Below are 14,269 nucleotides of genomic sequence, written 5' to 3' on the forward strand. Positions count from 1 at the left end.
GTTCCTGCTCACGATGATGACGCTGCTGTCCACGGTCGTGCCGTCGCAGGCAGGCGCTGCGGGCATCGGGTTCGGGGCGCTGCTGGTCATGTCCGTCGCCGGCATCTGGGGGCCGGTGGCCGCGTTCACGCCCGTGGGCCTGGGCGCGGCGCCGGGAGCTGTGCTCGCAGGGCGGGGTCAGGCGGTGGCCGTCCCGCTCGTGGCCGCCGTCGTGCTCGGGGCGGCGATGGTCGCCGCCGCCGTGTGGGTGTTCGAGCGGCAGGAGCTGTAGGTGCGGGCGGGGTCGGCCACGCTCGCCATCCTCGCGCTGGCCGCGGCGCTGGTGAGCGCCGCCTGCTCGACCGTGGAGCCGTTCGACGCTCCTGCCGTGCAGGCACACTTCCAGCCCGTGATCGACGACGCTCTCGCGGTCGCGCACCCCGAGACCGGTGACAGCGGCTACCGTCCCGCAGGGAAGGTGCTGCTCCTCGAGTCCGATTACGCCAAGCGCCCGGCGGAGTTCGATTCCGGCGCGACGGCCGAAGCCTACGGCGTGCCGCGCGCGTATGCCGCGTTCAACACTGCCTCGGTCAAGGCGATCGCGTGGATCGCGACCTCAGAGAGGCCCGGCCCGGAGTTCGAACCGCCCGGGGCGGAGGGCGGGAAGGTGCCCTCGATCGTGCAGTCCCTCGACGTGACGGTGATCGACGCTGTTACAGGCGAGGTCACGGCGGTGGAGTCCATAAGCGCGGAGATCCCGGATGACATCGAGGTCGCGGCGAGCCGCACGTGGGCGATGCGGTTCGAGCCCGCCAAGGAGCGCGTCGGTCAGTGGCTCCTGGCACTGCCGGACCGGTAGCGGAGCGCAGCGGCGCCCGCGCGGGGCGGCTGCCCAGCTACAGGTAGTCCTTCGCGACCTCGTCGAGCACGAGGTGGTCGGCCTCCACCGCCGAGATCGCCTCGAAGACCCCTCGGATGCGCGCGTTGGTGGCGCGGGCGGCGAACTCGTCGTACAGGCCCTTGGCGCGGGTCTCGCGCACGACGGAGTCGGCGATGTCAGTCTCCCACGAGCCGGTGGTCTCCCCGGGGGTCATGAGGTCGGCGGGCTTCGCGGTCTTGAGCAGCTTGCAGAAGAGCGAGCAGTGCTCTGCCTCGATGCGCGACAGGCGCTTGTAGGCGCTGCGCAGCGTGTCGTTGTCCTTGCGCTCGGCCATGCCCGCGTAGAAGCGCGCGTTCGACAGCTCGACCTGCACCGAGGCTTCGAGGTCGGCGCGCTCGGTCTCGGTGAGGTCGACGTCGTTCAGCCCGTCGGGGTAGCCGTCGGGGGTGGTGAAGAACTCGACGTGCGCGCCGCAGAACGGGCAGTTGCTCGGCGCGTCGTAGCCGAGGAACGTCTCTCCGCAGATCAGGCAGCGGTGCATGTTCATGGAACGGTCCCTTCGTGCGGTCGGGGTCGGCGGTGCCGCCTTCAGGGCAGGCCGAGGAGGTCGGCGACGGCCATCCCGAACGCGGCGGCGGCATCCGGGCCGTTCGCGGTCACGATCGCTCCGTCGATCTCGACCGGCGCACCGGTCCAGACCGCGCCGTGCGCGACCAGGTCCTCTGCGCGGCTCTCGAACGCCGTGGCGCGTCTGCCGTCGAGCAGCCCGGCGTGCGCCAGCGTCGAGGGCGCGATGCAGATGGCGGCGAGCACCTTGCCGGTCGAGGCCGCTTCGCGCGCGAGGCGATGCGCGTGCGCGTCGTCGAAGAACACGCTCGCGCCGCCGCCACCGACGAGCACGAGCGCGTCGAAGCCGGCGAGGTCCGCCTCGGCGATGGCGAGGGTGGCGAGCGCCTCCGTACCGAAACGACCGGTGCAGACGCCCGCGCGCGTGCTCGCGACCACGACCTCGGCGGTGCGGCGCTCGAGCACCTCGCGGGGGACGGTGTACTCCTCGTCGCGGAAGGTGTCCGGGGCTATGACCATCAGGATGCGTTCCGGCATGCGCTGTGCGCCCCCTTTGGCGATCGGTCTGTGGCGATGCGGTGAGAGTATACCTGCGAGGCCGACGCGCCGTGCCACCCTGCGCGACCGTGAGTCTGAAGCCCCTCATCGACGCCGTCACGTCGCGTACCTTCGTCCGGACGGCGTTCACGCTGTTCTTCTCGCGCTATGGCACGACCACGATCGCCTCGGCGGTGCCCTGCACCGGGTAGGACTCGGCCACCGGTCCGGTGAACCACACCTGCACGCGATCGCCGGTCATGAGGTCCGCGAACGTGGCCGCCCCGGTCTTGTCGGTCATCTTCACGAAGACCGTGGTCTTCGCGGTCACGGTGACCTGGGCCTTGTCGGTGCCGTTCGGGTCCTCCACCAGCATGCTCCCGAGGACGTCGCCGGCTGCGGGCGTCTTGTCGATGGTGGTGACAGCACCGCTCATGTCGGCTGGGCGCTCGGGCGGTTTCGGCGGCATCGCCGAGCGGATCGCGTCGCAGCCGGCAAGGCCGGACGCCAGCGCCAACGCCGTCAGGACGAGTGTGGTTCGCTTCATGGCCGGGTCCCTCCTCGTGCCTCCGTGTGCCGTTCCGTGGTGCTTCAGACGCTGCGAGTCCCCGCTGCGGTTCGCTACAGGCGCCTCATGAGGTCGGAGACGTCGCGTGGTGCGGCCGCGTGCCGCCAGATCGGTCCGCCCGCGAGCTGCGGCAGCCCGTCGGCGTACGTCGGCACGCCCTCGGCCAGCACCCGCTCCGGCGCGCCGTCGACCGGCGCAAGCCGCACCGGGAACGCGCAGTGGGCCTGCTGCGCGTGCTCGTAGGCAGCCGTGGCGATCGCGGCGTTCTGCTCGGCGACCTCGGGCGCCTTGTGTGCGAACTGGGCGCGCAGCGAGTCGACGAGGTACGCGAGCGGGAAGTCGAGGTGGCCGAGGACCGCGCCGAGCGCCGCGACGTTGCGCATGACGGGCGCGCCGCCTGCGGTCTTCACGATCTCTGCGAGCGGCACCGGCACCGGGCAGTGCCCGGCGGTTGCGGCCAGGTCGCCCGCGTCCACCGCGGCCGGGTCGTAGACGATCGCGCCGCCCTCCGTGAACTCGGCAAGGTGAAGGTCCACCGTGGCGCGGTCGAGCGCGACGAGCACGTCGGTCGGTGTCACATGGCTGTAGAGCTGATCGGGCGAGATGCGCAGGTGGTAGGTGTTGTGGCCGCCCTTGATGAGCGAGGGGTACTCGGTGAGGTCGAACGTGTTCAGGCCCGCCGCGACGAAGGACCGGGCGAGCGTCTGGCCCGCGGCCTTGATGCCGGCCCCGGCGGGGCCGCCGATGCGGATGCGGACCTCGGCGCTCGTGCCGTACTCGGTGGGCATGGTCCTCCTCGAGGTGCGTGCTCTCGCGGCCTTGGGCGGTTCATACCCGCGTTGCGTGCGATAATCCGCGCATGGCTGAGTCTCGCACACCCACGGTGGTTCTCGGAGTCACCGGCTGCATCGCCGCGTACAAGGCGTGCGAGCTGGCGCGCGAGCTCATGCGCGACGGCGTCCGGGTGAAGGTCGTGATGACGGAGAACGCGACGCGGTTCGTCGGGGCGACGACGTTCCGGGCGCTCACGCGCGAGCCGGTCGCGGTGGGGATGTGGGACGAGGCCGCCGCGCCGGTCCACCACGTCTCGCTGGCCGAGGAGGCCGGTGTGCTCGTGATCGCGCCGTGCACGGCGAACGTGCTCGCGAAACTCGCGACCGGCCGCGCGGACGACCTGCTCACCACCACCGCGCTCGCGTGCCGGGCTCCGCTGGTGATCGCGCCGGCGATGAACGTGCGCATGTGGCGCGACGAGGCCACGCAGGCCAACGTCGCGGCTCTGCGGGCGCGCGGCGCGATCGTGGTCGAGCCCGAGAGCGGCGAGCTGGCCTGCGGCGACGTGGGCGAGGGACGGCTTGCGGCGGTCGATGTCATCGCGGACGAGGTGCGCGCGGCACTGACGCGCTCGAGCGGCCTCGCGGGCGTGCGCATGCTCGTGACGGCCGGCCCCACGGTGGAGCCGATCGACGCGGTGCGCCACATGTCGAACCGCTCCAGCGGCAAGCAGGGCTACGCCATCGCCGAGGAGGCCGCGCGCCGAGGAGCGTCCGTGACGCTTGTGAGCGGGCCGACGTCGCTGCCGGACCCGTTCGGGGTCGAGGTCGTGCGCGTCGGGACGGCGCTCGAGATGGAGGCGGCCGTCAGCGAGGCGTACGACGCGTGCGACGTGGTGATCGCCACCGCCGCGGTCTCCGACTTCCGCCCGGCGGAGACTGCCGCGGGCAAGGTCAAGAAGGAGGAGGCGCCGGACACGGTCCGCATCGTTCGCACCCCCGACATCCTGGCGGGCCTCGGCTCGCGCAAGGGACAGCGCGTGCTGGTGGGTTTCGCGGCCGAGACGAGCGATGTCGTCGCGCACGCACGCATGAAGCTCGCCGCGAAGAACCTCGACCTCGTGGTGGCCAACGACGTGTCCGCCGAGGGGCTCGGGTTCGGCTCGGACCGCAACGCGGTTGTGTTCGTGACCGCCGACGATGCCGAGGACGTGCCCGCCTGCTCCAAGCGCGCAATCGCACGGGAGCTGCTGACGCGCGTGGCCCGGCTGCTCGCCGCGCGGGCATAGCGGCGCGGCCGGTGTACCAGTCCGACTACATCCTGCGGCTCATCGAGCAGGTCGGGACGGCGTTCCGGCGGCAACTGGCCGCGATACGGGAGCACCGCCCCGAGGACGCGCTCGAAGCGTCGGACGAGGCCGTGGCGGCCGCGCTCGGCGCGCCGGCGGTGCTGGCGTACCAGCTGACGGTCGAGGGGCTCGTCGGCATGTTGCGGCCGGGCGGGACGCTCGACGTCGAGCGCGTCGTCCTGCTCGCCGAGGTGCTCGAGGCGCGGTCGAAGGCGCTCGATGCCGCGGGGCGTCGCGATGAGGCCGGCGACATGCTCCGCCGCGCCGGCGCGCTGCGGATCGCGGCGACGGTGGAGGCGGGCGAGGAGCGGGTCGCAGAGGTGCGGGCTGCGGTGCTCGCGGCCGCCGAGCGGGTGCCCGACGACGCCGTGGTGACACCGCCCGACGCGCCCCCTGATGCGCTTGCCTCGGAGGGCGACGGGCTCTAGAGTGTACGAGCCGCCGAGGCGGTGGATTCGGGCTGTGGCGCAGCTTGGTAGCGCACTTGACTGGGGGTCAAGGGGTCGCAGGTTCAAATCCTGTCAGCCCGACCAACGGATTTCGGGGCACCCTTCGGGGTGCCCCGTTTCATCCGGCCTCGGCGCGACCGGCTACTCCGAACGCCTTCTGGCCCTCGCGTACGACAGGAAGCTGATCCGCCCGGTCTCGAGTCCCGCGAACGCATCGATCTTGAGGACCTCGGTGAGCGAGCCGTCATCCGCGAGCGGTTCTGCGCTGTGCAGACGGCGAACGGCGGCGTGCAGTAGCGCCCCGAGCGTCTGCTCGCGGAGGTCGACGAGCACGACCCGGCCGCCGGGGGCCAGGACGCGGGCGATCTCCTCGATGGCCCGCTCCTTCACTGCGGCCGGGATGTGGTGGAGCGCAAGGCGGCTGACGACCGCGTCGAACGAGCCGTCCTCGAACGGCATCTCCTGTGCCCCGGCGAGGACGAACTCGGCCGTGGAGCCCTCCTGCTTCGCCCGGGCCGTCGCCTGCTCGATCATCTCGGGCGAGGCGTCCAGGCCCACCGCGCGGCCCGTGTCACCGACCCGCTCGGCGGCCGCCCGCGCGAGGTAGCCGGGCCCGGTCCCGATGTCGAGCACGCGGTCGCCCTCGCGGATCTCGGCCAGATCGAGGATCGGCCCGTCCGTCCTGCGGATGAACCACGCGAACGCGTCGTAGGAGCGGCTTGCGTGGATGACGCTGCCCTCGATGTCCGAGCGCGCCGAGTCGTGGCTGTGCACTCAGGCCTCCTTGTGGTGTGCGTGCGGCCGAAGTGGGCCGCTCGGGTCGTGCAGTACGTCCAGCAGTGCTTCGAGCCCGCGGATCAGGGCGTCCGCGTCGTCCTCGCTCATCCCGCTGATCACGTGCTCGAGGATCGCCGCCGCCTCGCGGTGCACATCCTCGAAGACCTGGAGGCCCTGGTCGGTGAGGCTGACGAGAACCCGCCGGCGGTCGGCCGGATCGTGGCGGCGCATGAGGAGGTCCCGCTCCACGAGTTCGTCGACGAGCCTGGTCGCGAGCGGGCGGGGGTAGTCGATCGCCGACGCGAGCTCCGACATGGTCAACTCGCCGGCGTGCAGCACGGTCGCGAGCGCGACGATTCGCGAGTTTGTGAGCCCGAAGCGGCGTCCGGTCTCCGTCGACTGCACGCCGAGGTGCGCGACAGCATGCTGGATGAGCGGCATGATCCGAGAGAGACGTTCGGCACGGTCGGCCATCTCACCACCCCAAGGGGTTGTGTTGCCATAACAGTTCGCATCTGATAAATACATGGCAGGTCCTCGCGCGTCAAGTCATGGAAGAGAACCGGATGGCTACCCACGAACACCACGGCGACCACGAGCACGACCATGGGTCGCACACGCACGGCACTGTGGACGCATCGCTGCTCACGACGGAGCGCGGCATCTGGGCCGTGAAGTGGTCTCTCGTCGCGCTCGGGGTGACGGCGCTCTTCCAGGTCGCGATCGTGGTCTACACGGGCAGCGTCGCCCTACTCGCGGACACCATCCACAACTTCGGCGACGCGGCGACTGCGATCCCGCTGTGGATCGCATTCTCGCTGGCGAAGCGTCCCCCAACGAAGCGCTTCACCTACGGGTACGGGCGGGTCGAGGACATCGCCGGCATCATCGTGGTCCTGATCATCCTGGCGAGCGCGATCGTCGCCGCCGTGCAGTCGGTCGACCGTTTGCTCAACCCGCAGCCGATGGAGCACGTGTGGGTCGTGGCCGCCGCCGCGGTCATCGGCTTCTTCGGGAACGAGGCGGTGGCGCTGTTCCGGATCAAGGTCGGGCGCGAGATCAACAGCGCCGCGCTGATCGCGGATGGCTACCACGCTCGGGCGGACGGGTTCACCAGCCTGGGCGTGCTCGCGGGCGCGATCGGCGTGGCCCTTGGCTTCCCGCTCGCGGACCCGATCGCCGGGCTCCTGATCACCCTCAGCATCCTGCGGATCGTCTGGGAGTCGGGGAAGGCGGTCCTGACCCGGGTCGCCGACGGTGTGGACCCGGTGGTCGTCGACGAGATCGAGCACGCACTCGGACACGTCTCCGGCGTCGAGCAGGTCGAGGATGTGCGGGTGCGCTGGACCGGTCACCGGCTTCGCGCCGAAGTGGCGGTGGCGGTCAGGGCCTCACTGAGTGTGAGCGAGGGCCATGCGATCGCCGTCGATGCACGGCACGCGCTCCTGCACGCGTTGCCCTACCTGTCCGATGCGACCGTCCACGTCGACCCGAGCGAGCAGGCCGGTGGCTCGCATCACGCCTTCGAGGAGCACGAACACGGTTCACTGCCGGCGCATGGGCATCCGTGAGTCATCTTGGCTACGCCCTCGCCGCTGCTCGCTCGGACGAAGGCGTGCGTCCGAACATCTGCCGGTACTCCTGGCTGAACTGCGCGGGGCTCACGTAGCCGACCTCGCGTGCGAGTGCGGTAACCTCGATGCGCCTACGGCGTCTCGATCGGGCGGTCCTCCAGCACGTGACCGTGCTGCGACGGGCCGAAGGTGCGGGTACGGAACCCGAGCCGGCCGAGGGGTCTTGGCAGCGCACCGAAGTGGTCGGAGCTGCCGTAGGGCGCGGGCTTGTGCTGCTTCTCCGGGATCCTGAGCGGACGCGAGGCGATCTGCATGATCTCGATCCTGGTTGCTTCGTCGACGTCCTCGGCGAACTGGAACGCGACCGGATAGAACGAGCCTTCCTCGCGGGGAAGGTGCCACGTGAGCAGGACCTTCGGCTCGCCTTCCTTGATCAGTTCGATTCGGTTGTTGAGCATCTGATGCCTCCATCGAGCATGTGGCTCCCCGCAGTATCGCACCATCGGACGCGGCAGGTGGATGGGGCGGCCGCGGGGAAGATACCCGATGTGCGTGTGCACAGAGGAGGGAGCGCACCTCATGGGCGATGCCACGATGCAAGCGCCGGCGGTGGCGAAGCCGCAGGGCGAGGCGCTGAGGTGGGTCTCGGTGGGTCTGACCGTTGCCGCGGTCGTCGTGACGGCATTCATGGTCAGCGGCATCTGGCCGGAAGGGTGGCTGCTCGACGTGTCCGAGGCCTCGTCGAGCCTGCTCGTGCCGATCGCGCTCATCGTCAACGTCGTGAGCGTCGCCCGCCGCCACAGAACCGCGCTCGACATCGGCTCGCTCGTGGTCTCGGGCCTGCTGATGGCGGGGATGGTCGTCGACGCGGCCATCTATACCCTCACGCCGCCCGGGTGATGGGGCCGGGACTGGCCGATGGGTGGCGCCATGACGGAGGACTGTGCCACGGTTGACGATGCCACGCGCCCGCGATTCTTCGGGCTCCCGAGGACGGCGCTCGGGTGGGCCGCGCCGGCGCTGATGGTCGCGTGCTTCGCCGCGGCGATCTTCGGCGAGCGCCTGGGGCTGGACGCACGCCCGCTGAACCTCGCGCTGCTGCTCGCCTCGATGGCGGCCGGAGTCGCCGCGGTCGTGGCGAGGCGCGAGCGGTCGTGGCTCGTCTGGCTGCCCGTCGCGTTCGTCGCGGCAACGCTGTTCGGAGAGGTCCTGCAGGGGATCGGCGCGCTGCTCGGATCCGGCGCGTAGCCGCCCGTGCGGTCGATGTGAGGGGGGACGTCATGTCGCGCTTCGTGTCCGAGGGATGTCCGCGCGGCTCGGGGGTCGCTGTCGCGATGCTCGCGGTCGCGGGCTGCTCGTTCGCGGCACTGGACTGACCGAACGGACGTGCGCGCCCCCGGGCGGCTCGCGGTATCCTTGAGCGGTACGCGGGCGAAGCGGGGAGGCGGCGGATGGCGCAGGTCACGGTGCGCGCGCTCTACGAGGAGGGCCTGCTCGTCGGCGGCGAGGAGATGCTCGACCAGGTCGGCGGGGCGAAGGCCGCGTGGGTCGACGTCTTCGAGCCGGACGAGGCCTCGATGGAGAGCGTCGCGCGCGAGTTCCGGCTGCACCCGCTCGCCGTCGAGGATTGCCTCCACTACCCGCAGCGGCCCAAGCTCGAGTCGTACGGCGACTCGGTCTTCCTCATCTGGATCGTGCCCGAGGGCCGCATAGGCGACGGCCTCGACATGAACGAGCTCGACGCCTTCCTCGGGCAGCGCTGGCTCGTCACGGTCCACCGCGAGCCGGTCGACGCTGCCGACCGTGTGGCCTCCGAGGCCGAGGCCCACCTCTCGCGCGGCGTGGACTGGGTGCTCCATGCGTTGCTCGACCTGACGGTCGACAAGGTCTTCCCGATCCTGGACGAGGTCTCCGACCGGCTCGAGGCCCTCGAGGACCGCATGCTGGAGCGCGCCGAACGGACCGACCTCGGGGACCTGCTCGAGGCCAAGCGCATGCTCGTGCGCATCCACAAGGCGATCGTCCCCGAACGCGACATCCTGCGGGAGCTGGTCCGCGAGGAGCAGCTGGTGTCGCAGGAGGCGTACCGCTACTTCCAGGACGTCGGCGACCACCTCGCCCGCGTCGAGGACGGGGTCGAGACGTACCGCGACGTGGCGAGCGGCGCGATGGACGTCTACCTGTCGGCCGTGAGCAACCGGATGAACGAGATCATGAAGCAGCTGACGGTGGTGGCGACCATCTTCATGCCGCTCACGCTCATCTCGGGTATCTACGGGATGAACGTCCTCGCCGGCATGTGGCCGCCGTCCGAGGCGGTCTGGTCGTTCCCGCTCATCATCGCCGGCATGCTCCTGATCGCGCTCGGCATGGGCCTGTACTTCCGGAGGAAGAACTGGTGGTAGACGAGCACGCCGAGGAGCACGGCAGACCCGCACCGGCGGCGGTGCCGCACGCCGATCACAGCCACGACGTGTACACCGTGGCCAACATCATCACGGTGCTGCGCCTGGTCCTCGTGCCGTTCGCGTTCGCCGTGCTGATCGAGGGTGTGAACGATCTCGTCGCGTTCATCCTGTACGCGTTCGCGGCGTCGACCGACTGGCTCGACGGGCAGATCGCCCGGCGCACCGGGACCGTGACCGCGATCGGCAAGGCGATCGACCCTCTCGTCGACCGGCTCCTGCTGGCCTCGGGTGTCATCGGGCTGTACGTCGTCGACCGCCTCCCTGCGTGGGTGATGGTCGTGCTCGTCATGCGCGACGCGTACCTGCTGTACGGCGCGTGGCGCCTCGAGCACCACCACTTGCGGCTGCCGGTCACGTTCGCGGGCAAGGCCACCACCGCGGTCCTGCTCGGCGGCTTCTCGCTGCTGATCCTCGGCTGGCCCGTCCTGACCGGAGCGGGGCTCATCGCCTCGCCGTGGTTCCCCGGGCTGGGCAGCGAGCCTGCGGGCGCGGGGATCTGGCTCGTGTACGCGGGGCTCGCGATGTCGCTCGGGACCGCGGCCCACTACACCGTCATCGCCCGTAGGGCCGTCAAGGCCGCGACGGGACCGGGGAGCGGCGCGCCGGCGCCGCAGGGGGGAGGTTCGCGATGAAGGCCGTCATCATGGCCGGCGGTGAGGGCAGCCGCCTGCGCCCGCTCACCAGCCTGCGGCCCAAGCCGATGGTCCCGATCTTCAACCAGCCGGTCATGGAACACATCGTCGGGCTGGTGAAGCACCACGGCATCAACGAGGTGGTCGCCACGCTCGCGTTCATGCCGCAGGTCATCGAGGACTACTTCGGGGACGGCGACGAGTGGGGGATGGGCATCTCCTACGCGCTCGAGGAGACGCCGCTCGGGACCGCCGGCTCGGTCAAGAACGCCGAGGACGCCCTGCGCGACGACACGTTCGTCGTCATCTCCGGCGACGCGCTCACCGACATCGACCTGTCCGAGGTCATCCGCTTCCACAAGGAGCGCGGCGGGCTCGTCACGCTGGCGCTCAAGAGCGTGCCCGACCCGCTCGAGTTCGGCGTCGTCATCACCGGCGAGGACGGCCGCATCGAGCGCTTCCTGGAGAAGCCGACCTGGGGGCAGGTGTTCTCGGACACCATCAACACCGGCATCTACGTGATCGAGCCCGACGTCCTCGACCTCATCCCGTCCAAGCAGGCGTTCGACTTCTCGAGCGAGCTCTTCCCGAAGATCATGGAGAAGGGCGGCGCGCTGTACGGGTGCGTCGTGGACGGCTACTGGTGCGACATCGGGTCGCTCGACAGCTACGTGCAGGCGCACCGCGACGTTCTCGACGGGCGCGCGATGGTGTACGTGCCCGGCGTGCACGCCAAGAACGACCTGTGGGTCGGGGAGGGCGCCGAGGTCGACCCTGACGCCCGCATCGGGTCCAAGGTCGTGATCGGGGCGAATGCGAAGGTGCGCGCCGGTGCACAGCTCGGCGACTACACCGTGCTCGGCGACAACGTGGTCGTCGGTCACGACGTGCGCATCGAGCACTCGATCGTGTGGGACGACACGTTCATCGGCGCGGGCTCGACGGTGCGCGGCTCGGTGCTCTGCCGCAAAGTGGACGTACGCCGCCGCGCCACCATCGAGCAGGGGACCGCCGTCGGTGACGAGGCGTACCTCGGGCACGACTGCGTCATCGGCAACGACGTGCAGATCTACCCGTACAAGCGGATCGAACCGGCGGCCGCGGTCCGCGAGTCGATCATCTGGGAGAGCCGAGCGTCGCGGTCGCTGTTCGGCGCCGCGGGCGTCTCGGGGCTCATCGGCGTCGATGTGACGCCGGAGCTCGCTCTCAAGGTCGCGCAGGCGTACGGCACGACGCTGCCGGCCGGGTCTCACGTGGTGGTGTCCCGCGACAACTCCCGCGCCGCGCGCATGCTCAAGCGCGCGGTCGTCGCCGGACTCAACTCCACGGGAATCCACTGCCGGGACCTGCGCGTCGCGTCGCCGGCGGTCGCGCGCTTCACCACGCGCGACACGCGCTGCGTCGGCGGCGTGCACGTGTGCGCTTCGACCCACGACATCCAGGGCGTCGAGATCCAGTTCTTCGACAAGCATGGGATGGATCTCGCGCCCGCCGCCGAGAAGAAGGTCGAGCGGCTCTACTTCCGAGGCGAGTTCCGCCGTGCGTTCCTCGACGAGGTCGGCGAGATCATCTACCCGCCGCGCGCGCTCGAGTACTACGGCACCGGGCTGCGCGACGCGCTGCACGAGCGCGGCTGCCGCGACCGCTGGATGCGCGTCGTCGCCGACATGGGCGGGGGCGTGACCTCGCTCATCCTCCCGCAGGTCGCGAGCGGCTGGCGGCTCAACCTCGTCGCGCTCAACCCGATCCCGGACGCCGAGCGCACCTTCGTGTCGGATCTCGAGCGCCGCGAGTCGATCGAGGCGATGCAGCGCGACGTGGACGTATTCTCCGCGGACATGGGCGTGATGTTCGACGCCGGCGGCGAGCGCGTCACGCTCATCACCCCGAAGGGCCGCGTGCTGGATGGCGACACGGCGCTCCACGCGCTCGTGGACCTGTGGTGCCGCACCGACGACCGCGGCCTGGGCGTCGCGGTCCCGGCGACCGCCTCGCTCGTCGTCGAGCGCATCGCCGAGGCCGCGGGCAGGCAGGTCGTGCGCACGGCGCGCTCGGTCCGCGCCCTGGCCGAGGCGGTGGCCGGCGACGGGGTCGGCTTCGCGGGCACGCGCACCGGCGGCTACCTGTTCCGCGACTTCCTCGCCGCTCCGGACGCCGTGATGGCGCTCGGCGCGCTCGCGTGCATGCTCGACTCGGCTGACACGGACCTCGACGCCGTGGCCGATGCGCTGCCGGAGTGCCACCTGCGCGAGCGCCAGGTGTTCTGCCCGATCGACCGCAAGGGCGCCGTCATGCGGACGGTCACCGAGTCGGTCGCCGGCGAGGAGACCCGCCTCGAGGACGGCGTGCGCGTGATGCTCGACGGCGGCTGGGCGCTCGTGCTCCCGGACGCCGTGGAGCCGGTCGTGCACGTGTTCGCGGATGGTCCGGACGCGGACGCCGCGGATGCGAACCTCGAGCGCTATGTCGCACTCGTGGCGGACGGCATCGGGGCCGAGGCCTGACGCGCGGGCGGAGCGGCCGTCGCCGGGCGTACCGTTTGCGCGTGCGACCTGCTAGAATGCGCTTCCCGACCGCGCCTCGCCGACCGTCTTGTGAGACCCCATGCACCCGTCGCCCGTCCGCCCCGCGCTCGCAGCCGTCTTCGTCGTGCTGGGCTTCATGTTCGCGACCGCGTTCAACACGTCCAACCGGGCGCTGGACGCCCGCGCGTCGCGGTCGTCGGACCTGGCGGGCGTGGTCCGCGACATGGAGCGGGAGCGCGAGGACCTCAAGAGCCGGCTGGCGTCGCTTCGTGCGAGCGTCTCGGACGCGCGGCGCAAGGCCGCGCAGGAGGCGGGCGTGCGGGAGACGTTCGGCCGCGACCTGGACGAGGCGCGCGCGGCCGCCGGCCTCACCCTCGTGATCGGCCCGGGGGTGCGAGTGGTGCTCGATGACGCCGGGACGGTGCCGGAGGGCGCCGAGCCGGGGGATTGCGTCGTCCATGACTCGGACATCGCGGCGGTCGTCAACGCGCTTGCCGCGGCCGGTGCCGAGGCCGTGTCGGTCAACGGCGAACGCGTCACCGCGACGACCCCGATCCGCTGCGCCGGGACGACCATCATGGTGAATTCGACGCGCATCGGCGCGCCGTACGAGGTGCTCGCGATCGGCGAGCCGGACGCCCTCGAGGCAGCGCTTCGCGAGGACCGGGTCTCGGGTCCGCTGTTCGGCGACTTCCGCGCCGTGTACGGTCTGCGCACCACGATCGCGCACGGCGGCTCGATCGAGGTGCCGGCCTACGCGGGCAGCGTCGCGCCGGCGTACGCGCGGGCGGCGGGAGGCGGGTCGTAGCCGTGCTGGTGCTCGCACTCGCCCTCGCGCTCGGCATTGCCGTCGGCCTTCTGACGCGCATCGGAGTACCGGCGCAGTACCTGCCGTACGTCGGCGTCGCCGTGCTCGCCGCGATGGACTCGGCGATCGGCGGCGTGAAGAACGCCATGGAGCGCACCTTCGACGACACGGCGTTCCTGTTCGGGTTCGCCACCAACGTGCTCATGGCGGCGTTCATCGTCTTCGTCGGCGACCGGATCGGCGTGCGCGAGCTGTACCTGGCCGCGGTCGTCGCGTTCGGCGTGCGGATGTTCGACAACCTCGGCACGGTGCGCAAGCTGTTCTTCGAGCGGCGGGGGTGGGAGTAGTGGCGGGCGGTCCCGTCCCCGCGCGCCGCACGCTCG

18 protein-coding genes and 1 tRNA gene are annotated in these 14,269 nt (G+C 71.0%); 12 read left to right on the forward strand and 7 right to left on the reverse strand.

The window, feature by feature from the left end:
• The first annotated feature begins 271 nt into the window (after window positions 1-271).
• Window positions 272-838 carry a hypothetical protein gene (locus FDZ70_01390; protein ID TLM80257.1) on the forward strand — a complete coding sequence of 189 codons (567 nt, stop codon included), beginning with the start codon at window positions 272-274 and terminating at the stop codon, window positions 836-838.
• A 37-nt stretch (window positions 839-875) separates the two neighbouring features.
• Here the strand turns inward: FDZ70_01390 and FDZ70_01395 are convergent, their stop codons facing one another.
• From FDZ70_01395 to FDZ70_01410, 4 genes are all read right to left on the reverse strand, one after another.
• On the reverse strand, window positions 876-1,406 hold the full coding sequence (locus FDZ70_01395) for a hypothetical protein (GenBank protein ID TLM80258.1): 531 nt from the start codon (window positions 1,404-1,406) through the stop codon (window positions 876-878).
• Between the two features lie 41 nt (window positions 1,407-1,447).
• Entirely contained in the window at window positions 1,448-1,963 is a 516-nt protein-coding gene (locus FDZ70_01400) for a DJ-1/PfpI family protein (GenBank protein TLM80259.1), read from the reverse strand.
• A gap of 166 nt (window positions 1,964-2,129) precedes the next feature.
• Complete coding sequence (locus FDZ70_01405) at window positions 2,130-2,510, reverse strand: DUF3221 domain-containing protein (GenBank protein TLM80260.1); 381 nt, start codon at window positions 2,508-2,510, stop codon at window positions 2,130-2,132.
• Between the two features lie 74 nt (window positions 2,511-2,584).
• Window positions 2,585-3,319 carry a hypothetical protein gene (locus tag FDZ70_01410; GenBank protein ID TLM80261.1) on the reverse strand — a complete coding sequence of 245 codons (735 nt, stop codon included), beginning with the start codon at window positions 3,317-3,319 and terminating at the stop codon, window positions 2,585-2,587.
• Window positions 3,320-3,390: 71 nt separating this feature from the next.
• Here FDZ70_01410 and coaBC point away from each other — a divergent pair, with 71 nt between their 5' ends.
• From coaBC to FDZ70_01425, 3 genes are all read left to right on the forward strand, one after another.
• Window positions 3,391-4,593: a bifunctional phosphopantothenoylcysteine decarboxylase/phosphopantothenate--cysteine ligase CoaBC gene (gene coaBC, locus FDZ70_01415; protein TLM80262.1), complete on the forward strand. Its 1,203-nt coding sequence runs from the start codon at window positions 3,391-3,393 to the stop codon at window positions 4,591-4,593.
• 11 nt (window positions 4,594-4,604) lie between these two features.
• Window positions 4,605-5,081, forward strand: a complete 477-nt coding sequence (locus FDZ70_01420) for a hypothetical protein (GenBank protein ID TLM80263.1) — start codon at window positions 4,605-4,607, stop codon at window positions 5,079-5,081.
• A gap of 28 nt (window positions 5,082-5,109) precedes the next feature.
• A tRNA-Pro gene (locus FDZ70_01425) sits at window positions 5,110-5,186 on the forward strand.
• A 57-nt stretch (window positions 5,187-5,243) separates the two neighbouring features.
• On the opposite strand, the gene FDZ70_01430 is transcribed toward FDZ70_01425, so the two are convergent.
• Together FDZ70_01430 and FDZ70_01435 are read right to left on the reverse strand one after the other, a co-directional pair.
• Window positions 5,244-5,876, reverse strand: a complete 633-nt coding sequence (locus FDZ70_01430; GenBank protein TLM80264.1) for a methyltransferase domain-containing protein — start codon at window positions 5,874-5,876, stop codon at window positions 5,244-5,246.
• Entirely contained in the window at window positions 5,877-6,407 is a 531-nt protein-coding gene (locus tag FDZ70_01435) for a MarR family transcriptional regulator (protein ID TLM80265.1), read from the reverse strand.
• A gap of 23 nt (window positions 6,408-6,430) precedes the next feature.
• Here FDZ70_01435 and FDZ70_01440 point away from each other — a divergent pair, with 23 nt between their 5' ends.
• Window positions 6,431-7,450 carry a cation transporter gene (locus FDZ70_01440; protein ID TLM80266.1) on the forward strand — a complete coding sequence of 340 codons (1,020 nt, stop codon included), beginning with the start codon at window positions 6,431-6,433 and terminating at the stop codon, window positions 7,448-7,450.
• A gap of 10 nt (window positions 7,451-7,460) precedes the next feature.
• On the opposite strand, the gene FDZ70_01445 is transcribed toward FDZ70_01440, so the two are convergent.
• Complete coding sequence (locus FDZ70_01445) at window positions 7,461-7,823, reverse strand: helix-turn-helix transcriptional regulator (protein TLM80274.1); 363 nt, start codon at window positions 7,821-7,823, stop codon at window positions 7,461-7,463.
• 209 nt (window positions 7,824-8,032) lie between these two features.
• On the opposite strand from FDZ70_01445, the gene FDZ70_01450 reads away from it, so the two are divergent.
• The 7 genes from FDZ70_01450 to FDZ70_01480 all read left to right on the forward strand — a co-directional run bounded on the left by FDZ70_01450 (window position 8,033) and on the right by FDZ70_01480 (window position 14,233).
• Window positions 8,033-8,353, forward strand: coding sequence for a hypothetical protein (locus FDZ70_01450; protein TLM80267.1), 321 nt, complete (start codon window positions 8,033-8,035; stop codon window positions 8,351-8,353).
• A 30-nt stretch (window positions 8,354-8,383) separates the two neighbouring features.
• Window positions 8,384-8,701: a hypothetical protein gene (locus FDZ70_01455; GenBank protein TLM80268.1), complete on the forward strand. Its 318-nt coding sequence runs from the start codon at window positions 8,384-8,386 to the stop codon at window positions 8,699-8,701.
• 203 nt (window positions 8,702-8,904) lie between these two features.
• Complete coding sequence (corA, locus tag FDZ70_01460; GenBank protein ID TLM80269.1) at window positions 8,905-9,858, forward strand: magnesium/cobalt transporter CorA; 954 nt, start codon at window positions 8,905-8,907, stop codon at window positions 9,856-9,858.
• Window positions 9,753-10,553 (forward strand): CDP-alcohol phosphatidyltransferase family protein, encoded by an 801-nt coding sequence (locus tag FDZ70_01465; GenBank protein TLM80270.1) that lies wholly within the window; start codon window positions 9,753-9,755, stop codon window positions 10,551-10,553. Before corA ends, FDZ70_01465 begins: the two co-directional genes overlap by 106 nt.
• Entirely contained in the window at window positions 10,550-13,057 is a 2,508-nt protein-coding gene (locus FDZ70_01470) for a mannose-1-phosphate guanyltransferase (protein ID TLM80271.1), read from the forward strand. Before FDZ70_01465 ends, FDZ70_01470 begins: the two co-directional genes overlap by 4 nt.
• Window positions 13,058-13,157: 100 nt before the next feature.
• Entirely contained in the window at window positions 13,158-13,886 is a 729-nt protein-coding gene (locus FDZ70_01475) for a DUF881 domain-containing protein (protein ID TLM80272.1), read from the forward strand.
• 2 nt (window positions 13,887-13,888) lie between these two features.
• Window positions 13,889-14,233 (forward strand): DUF1290 domain-containing protein, encoded by a 345-nt coding sequence (locus FDZ70_01480; protein ID TLM80273.1) that lies wholly within the window; start codon window positions 13,889-13,891, stop codon window positions 14,231-14,233.
• The last annotated feature ends 36 nt before the right edge of the window (window positions 14,234-14,269 follow it).

The organism is Actinomycetota bacterium (assembly GCA_005774595.1).
Classification (GTDB): domain Bacteria; phylum Actinomycetota; class Coriobacteriia; order Anaerosomatales; family D1FN1-002; genus D1FN1-002.